Source organism: Methanoculleus sediminis (assembly GCF_001017125.1).
Classification (GTDB): Archaea; Halobacteriota; Methanomicrobia; order Methanomicrobiales; family Methanoculleaceae; genus Methanoculleus; species Methanoculleus sediminis.
The window spans coordinates 209,817-228,310 of the sequence record NZ_JXOJ01000002.1 but is presented as its reverse complement, the minus strand read 5'-3'; the positions used below and the strand labels follow the sequence as shown (position 1 = coordinate 228,310).

Sequence of the window (18,494 nt, the reverse complement as noted above, 5' to 3'; positions counted from 1 at the left end):
AACGTGACACCAGCCTACGTCCGAATCATCCAGTTCATCGTGGCGATAGGGGTCAGTCTCGCGGCCGGGCAGATCGGCTCGATCTTCACGATGCCGGCGATCCCCACCTGGTACGCCGGTCTTACAATGCCCGCGTTCAGCCCGCCCTCATGGGTCTTCGGCCCCGTCTGGACGGTGCTCTACATCCTCATGGGCATCGCGCTCTATCTCGTCTGGAGCAAGGGATGGCATAAGAACGTGCACGTCGCGACGGCGATCTTCGGCGCTCAACTGATCTTAAACGTCGTCTGGTCGTTCGTATTCTTCGGAATGCAGGCGCCGTTCTTCGCGCTCATCGTGATCCTGTTCCTCTGGGTTGCAATCCTCATGACGATAGTCGCCTTCGACCGGGTCTCGGTGCCCGCGGCGATTCTGCTCGTCCCTTATTTGCTCTGGGTGAGTTTCGCGGCTTATCTCAATTACGGCATCTACGTCCTCAACCCGTAGGGGTCGTCGACAACCCCGCTTTTTTTGGGCAATGCGGGGATGCTGCACCCCGTCACGGCGAGGGGACCCTGTGCGAGCCACAGGATGCACGTGGGCCGAAATCCTTCGGGCCACAAAAATGAGCGGAAGTTTCTACTGTTTTTCTATCTGCCGCCAGACGTGGGCGAACCGCTGGAACGCGGTGTAGTGCCCGAGGAAGCCGAATATGACGAGGAGCCACCCGAGATAGTTCAGGCCGTAGATCTCTCCCGGTATCAGCACCGTGAGGGCGCCTGCGATGATGATCAGCACCAGCCGATCCGCCCGGCCGAGGATTCCGCCGTAGAACCTGCCAACCCCGACGGCCTGCGCCTGGGTGCCGAGGTAGGAGGACATCAGGACGCCCGTCAGCGCGAAGACGCCGATCTGCCAGGGTGCGGCCCCGCCCGCAAATATCCCGGTGATGATGAATATGTCGGCGTAGCGGTCGATGACGTGATCGAGAAAGTCCCCGCGGAGGCCCGCGACCCCCATGTCCCGGGCGAGCGCCCCGTCGAGCGCGTCGAAGACGGCGTTGAACGCGACCATGACGGTGCCGAAGACGACCCCTCCGGCATAGAACGCGATGCCCGCAAGTGCCGAGACGAGGAACGATGCAATCGTCAGCGCGTTCGGGGTGACCCCGAGCCTTCGCATCAGGTTCACCACGGGCTGAATGATGCCCTGCACCTGCGGCCGGAACTGGTCGAGTGTCATCTCCCGACCTCCAGGTACTCCGACCAGTCGATGGAGCCGCAGGACGGCGGGAGTCCTCCCCGGACGAACCGCTCGATCCGGTCGGCGCACTCGTCGACGGAGAGATCGGTCGTATCCACCTCGAGAACGTGCTCGTCCGGGTGCTCCTCGAGCGTCTCGATCAGGATGACGTCGAGCGCCTCCGCCTCGACGTTCTCCGTGATCTTCTCCTCCGGATAGTTCCTCGGGGAAAGACGCGCGGCGAGGACGTCCGGCCGGCACCGGAGCACCACCACCCGGTCGCAGGGGAGGAGGTGGGCGAGGTGGCCTTCGACGATCCCGTCGAGGGGCTCGAACTCCTCCGCCCACCGGTCGACGTCCACCACCAGCGTCTGCCGGTCACGGTCCTCCTCGATGACGTAGGGTCGCACCGTATCCGCCAGCCGGACGATCATATATCCGCGCCGCTCGAGTTCCGCCGCAATGGATGTCTTCCCTGTTCCCGGCGTGCCGGTGATGCCCGTCATCATAAGTTCTTGATCGCCTCGAGGAATCGGATGTTCTCCCAGTCTTCACCGATGCAGACCCTGATGTAGTGGCTCCCGAGCCCCGGGAAACTGGTGCAGGACCGGACGAGGACGCCCTTCGCCGCGAGGCGCGCCACTGCCTCGTCGCCTGTGTGGGGGCCGACGTCGATCATGACGAAGTTTGCGTCCGAGGGGTATACTTTGAACGGCACCTCTTCAAGGAACCGCCGCCGCCACTCCCGCACATGGTCGCGGGTCTCCCTCACCTGTTCGGTGTCGGCGAGCGCTCCTGCGCCCGCGGCCATCGAGACCGAGTTCAGCGCGAACGGTGTTGCGGCCCTCTGGTAGAACGGCTCGAACCATGCGGGGACGAATGCGTAGCCGACCCGGAACCCGGCAAGGGCGAAGATCTTCGACATCGTCCGCCCGAGGACCAGGTTCTCGTATCGCCGCATCAGCGGCCGGTAATCGATATCCGCAAAATCGACGTAGGCGTTGTCGAGGAAGAGCAGCCCGTCCATCCCCTCGAGGATCGCCTCGACGTCCTCGATCGGAACCGAGTTCCCTGTGGGGTTGTTCGGGGAGCAGAGAAAGGCGAGTTTCACCCCGCGGCAGGCTTCAACGAATCCTGCCGGATCGACCGAGAAGTCCTCCCTCCGGGGGGCGTTCACCACCCGGGCCCCGTGCGCCGCGGCCGCGATCCCGTAGAACGAGAAGGTCGGGGTCGAGACGACCACCGCTTCGCCGGGCTCGACGACCGTCCGGATCACCGTCTCGATGACGCCGTCCATCCCGGCGCCGGTGACGAACCGGTAGTCGCCGTGGTAGCGGCGGAGGGCTTCGACGAGCGCAGATGCCCGCTCGTCCGGGTAGCGGTTCCCCTCCCGGAGAGCGGCCTCTGCCGCTTCCAGCGCGGCGGGCGACGGCGGCCGGGGGTTCTCGTTGCTCGCGAGACGGGCCACCCGGTCGAAGCCGTGCTCCCGTGCGACGTCGTCGGCCTTCTTCGCGTAGGAGTAACCGCCCGTGCCCGTATAGCACGCCCTAACCAAGCGCCGCATTGATGACACCGACAGCCGCGTCGATCTCCTCGTCCGTGATCACCAGCGGCGGGATCAGCCGGAGGTTTCCGTCGGCGGCGCAGTTGACGAGCACCCCGTTATCGGCGCAGGTCTGCTGCACCTCCGGACACCGGTCGCCGACCGACATGCCGATCATCAGGCCGCGGCCCCGGGGGTTGTGGGCGGCAAGGCCCTTCTTGAACCGCTCGCCCTTCCGCGCGACATCGGGGAGGATCTCCTCGATGACGCCGATCGTCGCGAGCGCCGTCGCGCAGGCGAGCGGCCCTCCGGCAAAGGTGCTCCCGTGCTCGCCCTTCTTGAACTCGAGCCCTTCGCGGGCGACGAGCGCGCCGATCGGAAAGCCGCTCGCGAGCCCTTTTGCTATCGTGACGATGTCGGGGGTCACCCCGGAGTGCTGGAAGGCGAACCACTTTCCGGTCCGGCCCATGCCGGTCTGCACCTCGTCGACGATCATCAGCGCGCCGGTATCGTCGCAGATCTCCCGGACGCCAAGGAGGAACTTGTCGGGCGGGATCAGGACGCCCGCTTCGCCCTGGATCGGCTCGACGAAGACCCCGGCGGTATCCTTATCGACCGCTCCCGCAAGAGCGTCCAGGTCGCCGTAGTCGACGAAGGTGCAGGGGGTCGAGAGCGGCTCGAACGGCTCCCTTATGGCGGGCTTGTGGGTGACGGCAAGCGATCCGCAGGTCCGGCCGTGGAACCCGTGGGCGAACGCGACGAACTTCTTTCTCCCCGTCCGGACGCGGGCGAGTTTTATCGCACCGTCGTTCGCCTCCGCGCCGGAGTTCGAGAAGAAGGCTTTGGAAAGCCCCGTGATTCCCACGAGTCTCTCCGCGAGCTCCGCCTGGTTCGGGATGTAGTAGAGGTTTGAGCAGTGGATCAACTCTTTTGCCTGACTGCAGATCGCCTCGACGACCAACGGGTGGCAGTGGCCGGTGCTGCAGACCGCAATACCCGCCACGCAGTCGATATACTCGCGCCCCTGGTCGTCCCAGACGCGCGACCCCGCACCGCGGACGATTTTCATCGTCCGGCTGAACGCGGGCATATAGTAGCGTGCATCGAGCACGCGTGAGTCTTCTGCCATGATATCACTCGTATTCGATCGTCGCCGGGGGCTTGGGGGTGACGTCGTAGACGACCCGGGCGACGCCGGGGATCTCGGCGGTGATCCTTGTTGCCATCCGGGAAAGCGTCTCGTAAGGCAGGAGTAGCGGATCGGCGGTCATCCCGTCCCGCGACCCGACGGCCCGGACGGCGACGATCCAGCCGTGGAGCCGGACATCTCCCTTGACCCCGGTTCCGAGCCCGATCAGCGCCGCGAAACACTGCCAGGGGCGGTACTCCTCCACCAGGCACTCCTCGACGATGGCGTTCGCCTCGCGAACGATCGCGATCTTCTCCTTCGTCACCTCGCCGAGCACCCGGACGGCGAGCCCCGGGCCCGGGAAGGGCATCCGGTGCTGGATCTCCGCGGGAAGGCCGAGCCCGCCGGCGACCTCGCGGACCTCGTCCTTGTAGAGGTCGGCAAGCGGTTCGATGACGCCTTTGAATTCAATATCGAGGGGCATGCCGCCGACGTTGTGGTGGCTCTTGATGCCCCCCTCGCTCTCGATGCGGTCGGGGTAGATCGTCCCCTGCAGGAGCATCGTCGCCCCGGTCCGCTTCGCTTCCCGCTCGAAGATCCTGATGAACTTCGCGCCGATGGCCTTGCGCTTCTCCTCGGGGTCGACGATGCCCGCGAGAGCCTCGAAGAACTCGTCTGCGGCATCCACGACGCGGAGGTTTGCGTCGGCAAAGAGCGACCGGATGCGATCGGTCTCTCCCTTCCGCATGAGGCCGGTATCCACGTATATCGGGACGAGCTGGTCGCCTATCGCGCGGGTCGCGAGCGCCGCGCAGACCGACGAGTCCACGCCTCCGGAGAGCGCCATCACGACCTTTTCTTCGCCGGCAGCATCGCGTATCTGCTTGACTGCCCGGTCGATAAACTTCTCGACGTTTACCATTCTGCTGTCTCACCTGGTCTCTGATGATGATTTATTCTTCTTGCATGCCTCTACGAATCCGATGTAGGGTGGGGAGGGGTTTGTCGGGCTCGATTTGAACTCGGGGTGGAACTGCGTCGCGAGATAGAAGGGATGATCCGGGAGTTCGCAGACCTCCATCCGCGGCCCGCAGGTTCCCGAGAAGACGAGCCCGGCATCTTCGAGGTCCGCGATGAACGCGGGGTTCACCTCGTAGCGGTGACGGTGCCGCTCCACGATTGCCGTCTTCCCGTAAAGGCCGGTCACCCTCGTCCCATCTTTCAGGACGACGTCGCAGTCCCCGAGGCGCATCGTGCCGCCGAGGTCGCTGACTTCTTCCTGCTCGGGAAGGATGGCGATGACGTGCGTCCCGTCGCCCATCTCTTCGCTCGTGGCATCCTCGATGCCGAGGACATGCCGCGCGTACTCGATCACCGAGAGCTGGAACCCGAGGCAGAGGCCGAGGTAGGGCTTTTTGTTCTCGCGGGCATACCGGATCGCCCGGATCTTGCCCTCGATCCCGCGCTGACCGAACCCGCCCGGGATCAGGATGCCGTCGACGTCGGCGAGATCGCGGAGTTCGAACGTCTCCGCATCCAGCCAGCGGATGTTTACCTCGGTGGAGAGCGCTCTTCCGGCGTGCTTGAGCGACTCCTTGATGGACATGTAGACGTCCTCGATCCCGTACTTGCTGACGATGGCGACCGTCGCCCGGTTCGTGTACTCCTGCGAGACCACCCGGTACCACGCGGGATCCGGCTCCCGGTTCTCCAGGGAAAGGTAACTGCAGACGACGTCCGCGAGCCCTTCCTTCTCCAGCTCCATCGGGATCTGGTAGATGTCGGGAGCGTCCTTTGCGGAGACGACGGCTTTTACCGGGACATCGGTGAAGGCGGAGATCTTCTTCTTCGTCTGCGGCCCGATCACATCGCTGCTTCTCGCGACGATGATGTCGGGCTGCAGCCCGAGTTCGCGGAGCGCCTTCACCGAGTGCTGCGTGGGTTTGGTCTTGAAATCACCCATCGTGTCCATCGGGACCAGGGTGACGTGAACCAGGATCATCTCTTCCGGCGCAAGCTCGCCGTGCATCTGCCGGACGGCCTCTAAAAACGGCATGCTCTCGATATCGCCCACCGTGCCGCCGACCTCGACCATGCAGACATCGGCAACCTTGCCGCCGTTGACCGCTTCCTGTGCCGCGCGGCTGATGCAGTGCTTGATCTCGTCCGTGATGTGGGGGATGATCTGGACGGTCGCGCCGAGGAAGTCCCCGCGCCGCTCCTTCTCGATGACGTTCCGGTAGACCTTGCCCGTCGTGATGTTATGGATCGACTTGAGGTTGATGTTTAGGAACCGCTCGTAGTTGCCGAGATCAAGGTCGACTTCCCCTCCGTCGGAGAGGACGAAGACTTCACCGTGCTGGGCGGGGTTCATGGTGCCGGCGTCGATGTTCAGGTACGGGTCGATCTTCACCGCCGTTACCAGGTAGCCGCGGTTTTTCAGGAGGCGGCCGATGGATGCGGTGGTGATGCCTTTTCCGAGCCCGCTCATGACGCCGCCGGTTACAACGATATACTTCAAGCTCTCGTTCCCCTCCGGTTGTTCCGGATGCTCTATCCTATGTATGTGATCTCGGGTATTGAGAATGTATTGTTCCGGCGGTCCCGGGGAATCACCGCCGGCGCGAAGAGGGGTTTCGCCGGGCGGGCCGTCGCGGTGCTACCCCTCGATGACCGCAAACGACGTCGATGTCCGGGTAAGAAGCGTGTCGTCCGCCGCGCTCCTGACCTCCCCGTCTGCAAACGCAACCCGGCGGCCTTTGCGGACGACCCGTCCGGTGGCGACGATCGCCCCCGTGCTGACGCCCTTGATGAAACTGGTGTGCTCGTCGATCGTGGCGATTCGCTCGTTCTCGGAAAGGAGCGTGTAGAGCGCAAGCGCAATCGCTTCGTCGGCGAGCGCCACGTAGACCCCGCCCTGGAGCCACCCGGCGCCGTTCAGCATCTCCGGCCGGACCTCCATGGTGAGGCGGGCGCGCCCGTCGCCGTATTCGCCCACGTCTATCCCCATCATTTTGAAGAAGGGATTCGCGTCCCTTCCTACCCGTTTCAGCTCGTCAATGTAGCCCACGCGATCACACCTCCCGGAAAATTTGGGGTCTGTCGGGATAAACGTTGTGAATTCCGATTCCGAATACGGAATCCGATTCGTTTATCCTGCGCTTTTACCGGCGGGACGCCGGAGTCCCGGCGGCAGAATCCGTTGCCGCCTCACCGTCCAAAAAACCCTTTCCGGAATAAATCCCGTTGTACTGCTCCATATATGGGATTCGAAGTCCTCTCCTGGCTGGGGAGCCCCGGAGAGCATATAACAAGAAATATCTCTTCACCTCTCCACCAATACAGGTATGGAAGATGCGTGGCAGCCTGAAGCGCTCAGGAACAGGAGACTCGAGCAGCTCCGGGCCACCATGGACGATTACATCGTAAAGAACACCGGACAGGTGGAGGAGAATCTCCCGGTCTTCTTCGGGCACGTTGCCGCCACGCTCGACAAAACGTTTCCCGATCTCGATGATCGGACCTACGACGACTTCATCGATGCGACCGTTTCTGCGCTTCTCGGCGTCACGAGCGAGGCACCTACCCCGGAGTTTCTCGATAAAGTCCTGCGGCACGCCATGGGGAACAAGCGGCGCCGCAAGGGGCGGGCAACGCTCGACGTGATTGTGGCCCTCAAGCTGATCGACTCCGGCAACTATTACCAGGCGATGGAGTGTCTTACGCCCCACAGGAGTTACGACGGCCGCATCAACGCTGCAATCGCCTACTGCTACTATGCTCTGTCCCTCGCGAAGAACCAGAAGTCGAGACTTCGCCCCGACGACCTGGAACTGCATGCCCGCGAGGAGATGCTGAACCTCTCCCGGGTCCGCGCCCCGCTCAACCGTCTTGGCCTCTTCAATCGCAAAGACAGCCGGTTGAACTCGATCTTCTGGTTCATGCTGGACCTGGCGTTCGCCTGGTTCCCGAGCGAACCGGAGTTCTACCGCATGGGCGTCACCTGGACGAAGCACGAGGGGGACGTCGAACGCCGCAACCACCTCCTTGCTCATGCAACGGAGCGGTTCTCGGACGACAGGTTCTTCCTGACGGAGGCGTTCAACACCCGCGTGGAGCTGCGCAACGGGAGCGGTGCCGCCGCCATCGTCAAACAGATGATGCAGCAGTATCCCGACGATCTCGAGCCGCTCTACTACGGGATGAAACTCGCGATTCTCGGAGCTCAGCCGAGATCCTACGCGAGTTTCCGGAAACTGGCGATCTTGAAAGAGTTCCCCCGGCACCTGCTCCTGATGCTCGATGCCGTCTTCGAGGTCATGTGCAACCACAAGATGGAGAGTTACGTCTGCTTCGAGGAGGCAAAGAAGGCTTCTCCCGGACGGGATTACTACACCACGGCACTGGATTACATCCTCCGCGACTTCATCGAAGGAGATGAAGAACGGGCGAAGCGTGCACGATCCACGTTCTTTACGGCCATGGATCAGTACAGCATGCGGGTCTTGAAGATCAGGGAGTGACGGGAGTGGTTGGTGTGCTGCAAAGTTCCCCCGGGGAACTCCGGACCTCGTGGCGGAGAATCCTCTTTTCCGCCTGCGGATCGCCGTTAGTCCCGGATAGGTTTCCCTGTGCCGGCGTTTCTCCAGATAATCGATCGGAATTGTCCGTTTCGAAAATAACGCGGAAAGACAGAACGATGCATATATCTATCTCGAAAGGCAAAATTTCCTGTAAGCGGCGCTTGCAGGCCCGAATACGCAGATATGCCGTGGAGGATCGGTTACGATGACGGGAAACAGAACAACTCGGGATGGCGCCCGCGAATCGCCTGACCTTGGAGGGGATATCTGCCTCTCGATCCTCCGTGAAGCGCCGGACGGCCTCGTTCTTCTGGACGGTGAGGGGGGATGCCGGTACCTGAACCCGGCGTTTACCCGGATAACCGGGTATACCCGGGAGGATGTCCCGACACTTGCGTTGTGGTTCGAGCGTGCTCACCCGAACCCTGCATACCGGGAGAAAGTGGAAAAGCTGGGGCAGGAACTGTTTTCAGGAGAGCGGGACACGATGGTTGCCAGCGCGGTCTGCCGGGACGGCAGGGTGCGCGACATCGAGTTCCGGCGGGCGTCGATCGAGGGCGGCTCTGTCCTGTTCACCGTCCGGGACGTAACCGAGCAGGCCCTGACCGAGGAGAACCTCAGGCAGGCGACGTCCGAACTGACCGCGGTGATCGAAGCATTTCCCGATCTCTTCATCAGGTTGAACGCCGACGGCACGATCCTCGACGTCAGGGCGGGGAGGCTCGCGGAAGCGCCGATAGTCTCCCGGACGCATCTCGGCCGGCGGGTGCAGGATCTGCTCCCCGCCGGAGTGGGTGATGCCCTTTCTGCCGCGCTGCAGGAGGCCGTCAGGGCGAATACGCCCGCGGCACCCCTTGAGTTCAGCCGAACGGTAGCCGGAGAGACCCGGCACTACGAGGCCCGCGTCATCCCGCTGCAGGAGATGCACCTGATGGTCATCATCAGGGAGATTACGGAGCGCAAGAAGGCGGAAGAGGAACTGCACCGCCACCGCGAGCACCTGGAGGAACTCGTTGCCGAGCGAACCGCCGAACTCGAACGCGCGAACAAGCAGCTCGAGCAGCTCCTCTACTATATCGAGATGACCGAGCGCAAAGCTGCGGAGGACTGGCTGGACTTATCGGTCGAACTGGGCTCTCTCGGGGCGGATGAACCCGGGGAAGCGAGGATCACCACCGACGCCGCCGGGACGATCGTCATCGTCGACATGGCGGCGGAACACCTCACCGGCTACGCCGGGGACGAACTGGCCGGGAAGCCGGTATCGTCGTTATTTTCGGGCGTCGGTGTCGGGGAGCATCTCGTCAGGGAAGTGCTGGGGCAGGGCAGGTCCGTGGAGTGCGCGGTAGGAGCGGAACTCGTGAGAAGCGACGGGTCGAAAGAGGTTGTCCGCGTCTCCGGCGACCCGATCGCCGATGGTGCAGGCACCGTGATCGGCATGGTCTGCACGTTCCGGAAGGCGTGAATCTTCAGAGCCGAAAGCCGTAGGATTCCGGGTGAACCGCTCCCGGGTCCTGGGGCGCCACGGCGACCCCGATCTGGTCGGAGTAGAGCCCGAGCCCTTCAAGCGCGGAGAGGAGGACTTTTTCCGGCGTGTTGTTGATCTCGCTCACGTGGGCGAGCATCGCCATGTGGATGCGACCGGCGAGTCTCTGCAGGCAGCGGGCGGCGTCGGGGTTCGAGAGGTGCCCGCGCTTCGATCGTATCCGGCTCTTTAAGTATGCGGGATACGGGCCGTTTTCAAGCATATCCGGACAGTGGTTGCTCTCGAGAAGGACGGCATCGCAGGATGCGAGCCGATCAAACATCGAGGAGGTGACGGTGCCGGTATCGGTGCAGCACCCGATGCGCAGATCGCCTTCGGCGACACAGAACCCGCAGGGCTCACGGGCATCGTGGGAGGCGGCGAACGGCTCGATCGAGAAGTCACCGACGGAGAACGTCTCGCCGGAGCGGCATCGCCGAACCTCCGCGCTCGTTCCCCCGCACTTTGCGGTGAACGCCTCGAGCGTTCCGCCGGTCGCGTAGACCGGCACCCCGAGCCTCCTTGCCAGGACGTCGACGCCCCGGATGTGATCGATGTGCTCGTGCGTGACGAGTATCGCCTCGATGAGCGTTGCGTCCCCACCGGCGGCCTCGAGACGCCGAAGGATCTCGCGAGCGGAGAGTCCTGCGTCGATGAGCAGCGCACCCCGCTCCCCCCGAAGATAGGTGCAGTTTCCTTTGCTCCCGCTGGCGAGGACTGTCAGTTCCATTGTAGAAATGGTGGGCTGTGCGGATATTTAAGATCAGGGAAGACGGCCGTGCAAAAAGATCCCTGAGGTCCCGGAACATCTATCTCCGGGGGAGCGGATGAGCACAGCGGAGGAGTCCCGGCAGGGGGTGGGCGGCCGGATCGGCACTTTGCGGCAAAAGACCGGCGTTCCCCGAGAAGAGATGCGGCCTTCAGCCCTGCCGGACGGCGTGGACCGACTCCGCCGCGAACACGACCTCGACGCGGCCCCCTTCGCGGATGTCGAGATCTTCCGCCGCCTTCCAGGAGAGGACGGACGAGAGAGGGAACCCGCAGTCGACCGTCACCCTGCTGAACGGGCCGCGCGGGACGACGGCCGTCACCGTGCCGGGGAGGATGTTCCCGTCGGAGACCCTCCTCCCCCTGATCGCCGGGGCAATCCGGATCTCCTCTGAGCGGATGCAGAGAGAGACCCTCTCTCCCCGGGGAAACGGCGACCTTGCCCTGACCCGGACGCCGCCGGCGTCGACGACGGCGGTGCCGTCTTCTCTCTCGACGACGACGCCCTCGACGATATTCTCGATCCCGACGAACCGGGCGACCTCCCGGCTTGCCGGGAGGGTGAAGACCTCTCTCGGCGTCCCCACCTGTGCAAACGCCCCGTCCATCAGCACCCCGATCCGGTGGGCGAGCCGCTGTCCCTGGTACATGTCGTGGGTCGAGAAGATGACCGTCGTCCCGAGGTCGCGGTTGATCCGCACCACCAGGTCCTCGATCATCGCCACCGAGACCGGGTCGAGGTTCGCCGTCGGTTCGTCGAGGAGGAGGATCTCGGGTTCGATCACCATCGCCCGGGCGAGGGCCACCCGCTGCATCTCCCCTCCCGAGAGCGTTCGGGCCCGCCGTTCCCCGTAGCCGGCAAGGCCGACCATGGCGAGGGCGTCTTCGGTCAGTTTACGGGTTTCGCTCTTGCTTACTCCCCGGAACCGAAGGCCGACGGCGACATTCTCGGTGACCGTCGTGTTGAAGACGGCAGGTTTCTGGAAGACCATTCCCATCATCCGGCGGACGGAGAGGCTCTTCTCCTTATCTGCATGGATGTCGAGGCCGTTGATCCGGATCGCCCCTCCTGCCGGGACGTCGAGGAGGTCGATGAGGCGCAGCAGGGTCGACTTCCCGGCCCCGCTCGGCCCGATGACGGTGAAGATCTCTCCCCGGTTCACCTCCCCGGTGACGCCGGTAAGCACCCTCGTATCGCCGAAATTTTTTGAGACGTTGTCGAATTCGATCATGCAATCACCGGTGCTGCACCGTGGTTATGGCGAGATTCACGCCGAGGGCGATGATGAGGAGGACGATACCGAGCGCGATGGACTGGGAGATGTTGCCCATCGACGTCTCGAGCGATATCGCGGTCGTCAGGACCCGGGTCGAACTCGCAAACGACGACGCCGCGATGTTGCCGCCGACCAGGATCGCCGCCCCGACCTCGGATATCGCCCGCCCGAACCCGACCGCGACGGATGCGAGGATCGCGAACCGCGCTTCTTTCAAGACGTTTACCAGGAACTGGAGCCTTGTTGCCCCGAGCGAGCGGAGGGTATCCCTGATCACCGGGTCGACGCCCGAGAGCGCGGAGATCGTGAGCCCGGTCATGATCGGGAGGATGAGCACCGTCTGCGCGACGATCATCGCGGTCGGGGTGAAGAGCAGCCGCAGGAACCCGAACGGGCCGACACGGGAGATGAGCAGGAATATGAGCAGCCCGACGATGACCGTCGGCAGGGAGTAGAGCGTCTGGATCAGGTTGACGAGGTTCTTCTTTCCAGGGAAGGTGCCGAAGTTGATCGCGGCGCCGAGCGGAACGGCGATCAGCGTGGCGATGATCGTTGCGGTGAACGAGATGATGATGCTTCGCGCGGCGATGGCCATTACGTCGGGGTCGAACGTGACAATGAGTCTCGCTGCCTCCAGGAATCCCTCGATGATCTCGTACATGCCTGCACCTGACTATACTCTGCCGGAGGCAAAAAGGGATGGTGATTCTGGCCCGCTCAGGCGATCGGGTCCTTCACTTCGGCCTCGGTCACGCCGATCTTCTCCCAGTCGTCCTGTGCGGCGTAGAAGAGCGGCTGGCCGTACTGGTCGACACCGAATGAGTCGATCTCCTTCTGGACATCGTCGGAGATCATGAAGTTGACCCAGTCTTTCGCGACGGTGGTGTTGATGTCGGGGTACTTTGCGGGGTTGATCTGCATCGCGCAGTAGACGTTGAGCAGAATGTCGCCTTCGTCGACGAGCGTCACGAGGTCGAGGTCGCCCTTGTAGGCGAGGTAGGTGCCGATGTCGGAGAGGGTGTAGGCCTCTTTCTCGTTCGCCATCTCAAGGGTCGCGCCCATGCCGGTTCCGGCCTCCTGGTACCAGTCGCCGGAGCCCTGCACGTCGGTCGAGTAGTTGAACCCGGCGGCTTTCCAGATGGCCTTCTCCTTGGAGTGCGTGCCCGACGCGTCGCCGCGGGAGACGAAGACTACGTCGGAACCACCGGCCACGCCCGTCTCGCGGATGGCGGTGAAGGCCGCTTCGGGCTGCATGCCCGCAACACCTGCCGGGTCGGACTCGGGCCCGACGAGGACGAAGTAGTTGTAGGCGAAGACGCGCCGGTTGATGCCGTAGCCGTCGGCGAGGAAGGCGTCTTCACGCGCACGGTCGTGCACCATCAGGACGTCCACGTCTCCACGCTGCCCGTATTCGATCGCTTTGCCGGTCCCGGCGGAGACGATCAGCACCTCGGCGTTGTACTTCTCCTCGAAGATCGGCGTGAGGTGGTCGAGGAGTTTGGTGTCGTAAAGGCTGGTCGTCGTGGCGATACGGAGTTGCTGCTTCTCCACGGGGGTCGGGTCGGTTGTCGTCCCGGTACAGCCGCAGATCAGCAGGAGGGCGACCATGACGGCCGCAACGGCAAAAATAGTTCGTCTGTACATAGTTATCAGACAGATGTATCGCAATACGTGCATTTAAATAGGTGTGTTTTGGGTTAATGGAAACTTAATATAATTAATCGATTTTACATTCCGGGAGTTTAAATGAGATGTTGTTGATGTGCTCTTCAGCCTACCACGATATCGTGGTAGGCATCCCCTTCCGCCTCGACGTAGAGGATCGCCTTCCCGCCGATGAACGCGGGCTTCGGGAACTTCCGCAAGCAGATAGTGCCTTCCCCGACCGCCGTCCCGTCCCGGGTCATGACCCGGTCGACGCCGGAAGCGAGGATTGCGGCGACCGTCTGGCTGCCGCGGAGGTCCCGGGTCGTCCCCTTCTGGACGAACCTGCCGTCGTTCCCTGATGCCGCGAGGCCGATGCCGGCAAGCGCGCCGATGACGCCGTCTTCGGTGCCGCCGAGCCCCTCGAGGAGGATTCCGGCCTCACGGGCAAGCGAGCGCGCCTGATCCTGGGTCACGACGCTTGTCTTTGCCGAGAAGCCGAAGCGGGAAAGGTCGCCGTTGATGTTCCGGTCGGCGGCGACGCAGATCCCGGGATCGCTCCCCTCGATGAAGTCGGCGAGCATCAGTTCCTTTGCCGTCGCGAAGACGTCGGCCGCGATCCCGTTCCCGGTATCCTGAATGTGGATGACCGCGGAACTGTTGTGGGAGGTATAGGGAACAGCCGGGTGGACAAAGAGCTGGTGTCGGGTCACCCCGGTCACCATGTAGGACCGGGCGAGTTCTGCAGCAATTGCGCGGGCGAGCCGCCCGGTGCCCCGGGACTCGCGGGTGTCGGTGTCGTCAATGCCAAGGTAGAGAGTCATGGAATCGCTCGTGTGCTGTACTGATCCACACACAACGCTAAAGAAGACTTCTCCCAAGTTAATCAAAAATGATTGACTCCGGGGCCGTCAGGCCCGGATGATGGTGCCGACCCGCTCCCCGTTGACGGCCTTCGTGATGTTGCCCGGCACGTGGGCGTTCACCACCTTGATCTCTCTCACGTGGAAAGCGTCCCGGAGCAGCTCGACGGCTTTCGGTTCGAGCACCATATCCTCCATCTCCATCTCCAGGAGTTCGTCGGCCGTGATCTCCGGGATGAACTCGGCGTCGGGGTTCACGAACGGGTTTTCGGCATAAAGGCCGTCCACGTTCTTCCCGAGGATGCAGTTCTTTCCGCCGACCACCTCCGCCATCAGGAAGGCGCCGGTATCGGTTCGGTGCGGCGGGATGCTTCCGAGTTTCGGGGGATGCTCGTAGAGCCCGTAGGGCGGGGTGCCCTGCACGACCGGCAGCATCCCGAGGGATATGAGCGAGGGGAGGTTTAAGAGGTCGTCGGTGTGGATCCGGACACCGTTGTACTTCGAGAAGAGGATTGACATCATGATCGCGTTCTGCTCGCTGATCTTACCCGCCAGCTCCGCAAGCACTCCCGTCGGCATCCCGAGATCGATCCCGACGTCGAGGATGTGCCGCACCCGGACACCGCCGCCGGTGGCGACCAGAATCTTGTTGTTCCGGGAGAGTTCCCCTATCTCGTCGATCAGCGGGAACATCACTTCCCGCCCGTAGTCGATAACGCCGTGGCCGCCGATCTTGATCACGTTCAGGTCGGGCATGATCCTGACCTGTTTGCCACTTCTGGTCGCGCGAAGCAGGCCGCGCCGGACCAGGCTCTCGCCGCGGAACTTCGATTCCATCTCAAACCGTTCTGCCATGATAACAACCTTACCTCCTGTATGATAGAAAAAGTTAAGTGCTTTTGGTGTATACCTGCTGGTATACCAGTTGGTATGGGATGGAAACAGATATGAAAATCTACGCACGTGAACGCCAGAAGGTCGGCACCGGCGTGAAGCAGCCCCGCTTCCGCGTCGTCGCCGTCGTCGAAGAGCAGGGTGAATCGAAGCACCTGAAGGTGGAGGGGACCCACTTTCGGAAGGTAGAACTCGAACAGATTGCAAAGGACATCGGAGCGGAGATCATCTACCTCGAGGAGATGCCCGAAGAAGAGCGCGGCGAGATGAAGGCGGAAGCGGCATAACCGGATCGTCTTCTTTTTTTTGCGCCGGGCGCAAGTACTTCTACGATCGGATGTCCACACACGAACACGACGACATAATCGATGCGGCCGTCAGGATCCTCCTCGAGGAGGACCGGTGCATAACCGTCGGCTTTTCTCCGGACGGCATCTCGCTGCGGTTCCCGACGACACGGAAACTTGCCGAGCACCTCGGGATCCCGCATTACTACGTCCTCCCCCGTTTCGGGGAGATGGAACGGGACGGGCTGATCCGCCGGGCCGAGCGGGTCGGTGTCTCCACCACGGCCGCGGGGACGGAGCGTCTCCTCGCGGTCATGGCGGAGCGGCACGGCGAGCGCGCAGAAGAGGTCCTGGGTGCCGGTGTCCTCCGGGCACTTCAGGCGCGCGGCGTTCAGGCCTCCTCCTCTTCTCCCGGAGGATAGACGTGGGCCGCCGAAGACCGGAAGGCGAGGTGGACCGCGTCGCCGGGTGCGACGCCCGTCTCCTCGAACCCCTGCCGTGTCAGGGTCACCCGAAACTGCACTCCGGCGTCGACCGAGACCCGGACCAGCCCCCCGTTCGGCCGCACCGAATCCACGCGGCCGATGACGACGTTTTTCCCGTTTTCCGGCAGAGGCGTCTTCGAGAGCAGGATCTCCTCCGGCCGGATTGCAACGGAGACGGGGCCGGGTATGGCGTTCTCCGCACGTATCCGGAGATCCCCCACCGCGACCGTCCCGTCGCCCGAGCCTGTTCCGCAGAAGAGGTTCTCCACCCCGACAAAACCCGCGACGAAGTCGGAGTTCGGCCGTCGGAAGATCTCCTCCGGCGTCCCCACCTGGATCACGTCGCCGCCGCGCATGATCGCCACCCGGTCGGCGAGGTCGAAGACCTCCTCGAAGTTATGGGTGATGTGGACGATCGTCGTCCCGGTGGCCTCGTGGATCCGGGCGAGTTCCGCCCGGAGGTTCTCGCGCGTCTTCACGTCGAGCGCGGAGAGCGGTTCGTCGAGCAGCAGGGCTTCCGGCTCCATCACCAGCGCCCGGGCAATCGCCGCGCGCTGCTGCTCGCCGCCCGAGAGCGTGCCCGGGTAGCGCTGGAGGAGGTGGCCGATGTTCAGGAGATCCGCGCTCTCCTCCACTTTTCCGCGGATGAACGCGGGATCGGCGCGGGACTTCAACCCGAAACCGATATTCGCTTCGACGGTCAGGTGCGGGAAGAGCATGTAGTCCTGGTAGACCATGCCGATCCTGCGCTCCCTCGCCGGGACGTCCGTTATGTCCCGGCCGTTCAAGAGAATCCTGCCCGCATCGGGGGTGTAGATCCCGGCAATCGTCTCAAGAAGGATCGTCTTCCCTGCGCCGGTGGGGCCGAGGACGATGAAGTACTCCCCGTCTTCGACCGAGAGCGATACGTTCGAGAGCGAAAACTCTCCGAGGCTCTTGGATACGGAGTCAATGACAAGCATGGGTGAACCTCCTAGTAGACGTGCGTGGCTCCGCCGTAGCGCTCGAAAGCGTAGAGCGAGACGACCGAGATCATGATGAGGATCGTCGCCGCAGCGATGGCATACTCGAGTTTTCCGGTGGACATATTCAGGAAGAGCGAGAGCGGAAGCGTCTCGGTCTTCATCCGCGTTGCGCCGGCAAGCATCAGCCCGGCGCCGAACTCACCGATCCCCTTCGACCAGGTGATCACCGATCCCGCGAGGAGGCCGTTCCAGGACATCGGGAGCGTGACCCGCCAGAAGGCCTGAGCGTCGGTGCAGCCGAGCGTCTTTGCCACGTACTCGTAGCGGGGGTTGACGCCCTGGAACGTCGAACGGGTCACCCGGAGCATGTAGGGCAGGTTCACGAAGAACTGGGCCATGATGATCCCGAGCGGCGTGAAGACGAACGCGAGCCCCGCGGCAGCAAGCGACTTTCCTACCGGAGATACCCCGAAGAAGAGCAGAAGCCCCACGCCCGCCACGAGCGGCGGGAGCGCCATCGGGATATCCATCAGCATGTTCATCACCGTCTTGCCCGGGAACGTGTAGCGGGCGAGGGCATAGGCCACCGGCACGGCGACCAGGATGCAGAGGAGCGTCGAGATGACGGAGGTGATGATCGAGAGCCTGATGGCGAACTGGATCTCCTCGGAGAGGAAGCATTCGATGAGAACGGCCGGGGGGGAGTGGGTGACCACCCCGACGAGGACCATTACGATGAAGGCCGCGATGAGGAGTGCGACCGCAACGGTCGCCATCCGAAAATAAGAGGAGTTTTTCAGGTTCATGAAGACTCCTCATGCTCCCGGAGATCCTTTGGGGAGAAACTCCGGACCTTCACCTCCTCGATGTGCTTTGCGTCGACCCAGCCGCTCCGGACTTCGTCGCGGTGATCGAACTGGCGGACGTAGGGTTTGATGTCGAGGAGCGGCGTGCCGTCCAGCACGTCGATCCCGCGGACCCGGACGGTGTTGCCCTCGACGGAGACGACCTCGACAAGGGAGATCCCGATCGGGTTCGGGCGGCTGAAATGGCGTATGGCAAAGATTCCGCGCTCCTTGCTGCCGTCGACGAACGGGCGCTGGCGCAGGCTGAAGCCGTTCGCCCGGTGGAAGTGGTAGAGGAGGATGATGTGGGAGAACCCCTCGACCCCCTCGAGCCCGTCGGCGTACTCGGGAAAGACCTCGATCGTCCCCTCCGCCTCGGAGAAGATGCTCTGGATGGGCGTTGTGTCCTGGTCGGTGAACGGTGAGTGAATGGTTCCTATGATCTGGTAGGTGACTTCCATGCTA

General features: G+C 63.2%; 21 protein-coding genes. 5 read left to right on the top strand and 16 right to left on the bottom strand.

The features are described from left to right. The first annotated feature begins 3 nt into the window (after positions 1–3). Positions 4–486 (top strand): TspO/MBR family protein, encoded by a 483-nt coding sequence (locus tag SZ63_RS03925; protein WP_048181511.1) that lies wholly within the window; start codon positions 4–6, stop codon positions 484–486. A gap of 132 nt (positions 487–618) precedes the next feature. On the opposite strand, the gene SZ63_RS03920 is transcribed toward SZ63_RS03925, so the two are convergent. From SZ63_RS03920 to SZ63_RS03890, 7 genes are all read right to left on the bottom strand, one after another. Further along, the gene (locus tag SZ63_RS03920) at positions 619–1,221 is read right to left on the bottom strand and encodes a CDP-alcohol phosphatidyltransferase family protein (protein ID WP_048181507.1); all 603 of its coding nucleotides are present in this window, start codon (positions 1,219–1,221) and stop codon (positions 619–621) included. Further along, entirely contained in the window at positions 1,218–1,730 is a 513-nt protein-coding gene (locus tag SZ63_RS03915) for an adenylate kinase family protein (protein ID WP_048181503.1), read from the bottom strand. The genes SZ63_RS03920 and SZ63_RS03915 overlap by 4 nt, the downstream gene beginning before the upstream one ends. Further along, complete coding sequence (gene hisC, locus SZ63_RS03910) at positions 1,727–2,785, bottom strand: histidinol-phosphate transaminase (RefSeq protein WP_048181497.1); 1,059 nt, start codon at positions 2,783–2,785, stop codon at positions 1,727–1,729. The genes SZ63_RS03915 and hisC overlap by 4 nt, the downstream gene beginning before the upstream one ends. Continuing rightward, a complete protein-coding gene (locus SZ63_RS03905) occupies positions 2,769–3,893 on the bottom strand; it encodes an acetylornithine transaminase (protein ID WP_048181493.1) in 1,125 nt (374 codons plus the stop codon). Before SZ63_RS03905 ends, hisC begins: the two co-directional genes overlap by 17 nt. Before the next feature lie 4 nt (positions 3,894–3,897). Beyond that, a complete protein-coding gene (gene guaA, locus SZ63_RS03900) occupies positions 3,898–4,815 on the bottom strand; it encodes a glutamine-hydrolyzing GMP synthase (RefSeq protein ID WP_048181486.1) in 918 nt (305 codons plus the stop codon). 9 nt (positions 4,816–4,824) lie between these two features. Further along, a complete protein-coding gene (locus SZ63_RS03895) occupies positions 4,825–6,414 on the bottom strand; it encodes a CTP synthase (protein ID WP_048181484.1) in 1,590 nt (529 codons plus the stop codon). Between the two features lie 138 nt (positions 6,415–6,552). Continuing rightward, a complete protein-coding gene (locus tag SZ63_RS03890; protein ID WP_048181482.1) occupies positions 6,553–6,963 on the bottom strand; it encodes a PaaI family thioesterase in 411 nt (136 codons plus the stop codon). Between the two features lie 277 nt (positions 6,964–7,240). Here SZ63_RS03890 and SZ63_RS03885 point away from each other — a divergent pair, with 277 nt between their 5' ends. Together SZ63_RS03885 and SZ63_RS03880 are read left to right on the top strand one after the other, a co-directional pair. Then, positions 7,241–8,416, top strand: coding sequence for a hypothetical protein (locus SZ63_RS03885; protein WP_048181478.1), 1,176 nt, complete (start codon positions 7,241–7,243; stop codon positions 8,414–8,416). Positions 8,417–8,681: 265 nt separating this feature from the next. Beyond that, the gene (locus SZ63_RS03880; protein ID WP_048181475.1) at positions 8,682–9,941 is read left to right on the top strand and encodes a PAS domain S-box protein; all 1,260 of its coding nucleotides are present in this window, start codon (positions 8,682–8,684) and stop codon (positions 9,939–9,941) included. Between the two features lie 4 nt (positions 9,942–9,945). On the opposite strand, the gene SZ63_RS03875 is transcribed toward SZ63_RS03880, so the two are convergent. The 6 genes from SZ63_RS03875 to SZ63_RS03850 all read right to left on the bottom strand — a co-directional run bounded on the left by SZ63_RS03875 (position 9,946) and on the right by SZ63_RS03850 (position 15,408). Continuing rightward, on the bottom strand, positions 9,946–10,731 hold the full coding sequence (locus SZ63_RS03875) for an MBL fold metallo-hydrolase (RefSeq protein ID WP_048181472.1): 786 nt from the start codon (positions 10,729–10,731) through the stop codon (positions 9,946–9,948). 190 nt (positions 10,732–10,921) lie between these two features. Beyond that, complete coding sequence (locus SZ63_RS03870; protein WP_048181467.1) at positions 10,922–12,001, bottom strand: ABC transporter ATP-binding protein; 1,080 nt, start codon at positions 11,999–12,001, stop codon at positions 10,922–10,924. Positions 12,002–12,005: 4 nt separating this feature from the next. After that, on the bottom strand, positions 12,006–12,707 hold the full coding sequence (locus SZ63_RS03865) for an ABC transporter permease (protein ID WP_048181464.1): 702 nt from the start codon (positions 12,705–12,707) through the stop codon (positions 12,006–12,008). Positions 12,708–12,763: 56 nt separating this feature from the next. Continuing rightward, positions 12,764–13,690 (bottom strand): substrate-binding domain-containing protein, encoded by a 927-nt coding sequence (locus tag SZ63_RS03860; protein WP_048181460.1) that lies wholly within the window; start codon positions 13,688–13,690, stop codon positions 12,764–12,766. A gap of 125 nt (positions 13,691–13,815) precedes the next feature. Continuing rightward, positions 13,816–14,514 carry an ABC transporter substrate-binding protein gene (locus tag SZ63_RS03855; protein WP_048181457.1) on the bottom strand — a complete coding sequence of 233 codons (699 nt, stop codon included), beginning with the start codon at positions 14,512–14,514 and terminating at the stop codon, positions 13,816–13,818. Positions 14,515–14,601: 87 nt separating this feature from the next. Next, the gene (locus SZ63_RS03850; protein ID WP_048181454.1) at positions 14,602–15,408 is read right to left on the bottom strand and encodes an amino acid kinase family protein; all 807 of its coding nucleotides are present in this window, start codon (positions 15,406–15,408) and stop codon (positions 14,602–14,604) included. A 92-nt stretch (positions 15,409–15,500) separates the two neighbouring features. Here SZ63_RS03850 and SZ63_RS03845 point away from each other — a divergent pair, with 92 nt between their 5' ends. Beyond that, complete coding sequence (locus tag SZ63_RS03845) at positions 15,501–15,734, top strand: hypothetical protein (RefSeq protein WP_048183549.1); 234 nt, start codon at positions 15,501–15,503, stop codon at positions 15,732–15,734. A 50-nt stretch (positions 15,735–15,784) separates the two neighbouring features. Then, on the top strand, positions 15,785–16,156 hold the full coding sequence (locus SZ63_RS03840; RefSeq protein WP_048181452.1) for a hypothetical protein: 372 nt from the start codon (positions 15,785–15,787) through the stop codon (positions 16,154–16,156). Here the strand turns inward: SZ63_RS03840 and SZ63_RS03835 are convergent. From SZ63_RS03835 to tsaA, 3 genes are read right to left on the bottom strand one after another with little or no spacing between them, the layout of a single operon-like run. Then, positions 16,126–17,181: an ATP-binding cassette domain-containing protein gene (locus SZ63_RS03835; protein ID WP_048181448.1), complete on the bottom strand. Its 1,056-nt coding sequence runs from the start codon at positions 17,179–17,181 to the stop codon at positions 16,126–16,128. The genes SZ63_RS03840 and SZ63_RS03835 overlap by 31 nt on opposite strands. 11 nt (positions 17,182–17,192) lie before the next feature. Next, positions 17,193–17,990 carry an ABC transporter permease gene (locus SZ63_RS03830; protein WP_048181445.1) on the bottom strand — a complete coding sequence of 266 codons (798 nt, stop codon included), beginning with the start codon at positions 17,988–17,990 and terminating at the stop codon, positions 17,193–17,195. After that, positions 17,987–18,490 (bottom strand): tRNA (N6-threonylcarbamoyladenosine(37)-N6)-methyltransferase TrmO, encoded by a 504-nt coding sequence (gene tsaA / locus SZ63_RS03825; RefSeq protein WP_048181443.1) that lies wholly within the window; start codon positions 18,488–18,490, stop codon positions 17,987–17,989. The genes SZ63_RS03830 and tsaA overlap by 4 nt, the downstream gene beginning before the upstream one ends. Between the last annotated feature and the right edge of the window lie 4 nt (positions 18,491–18,494).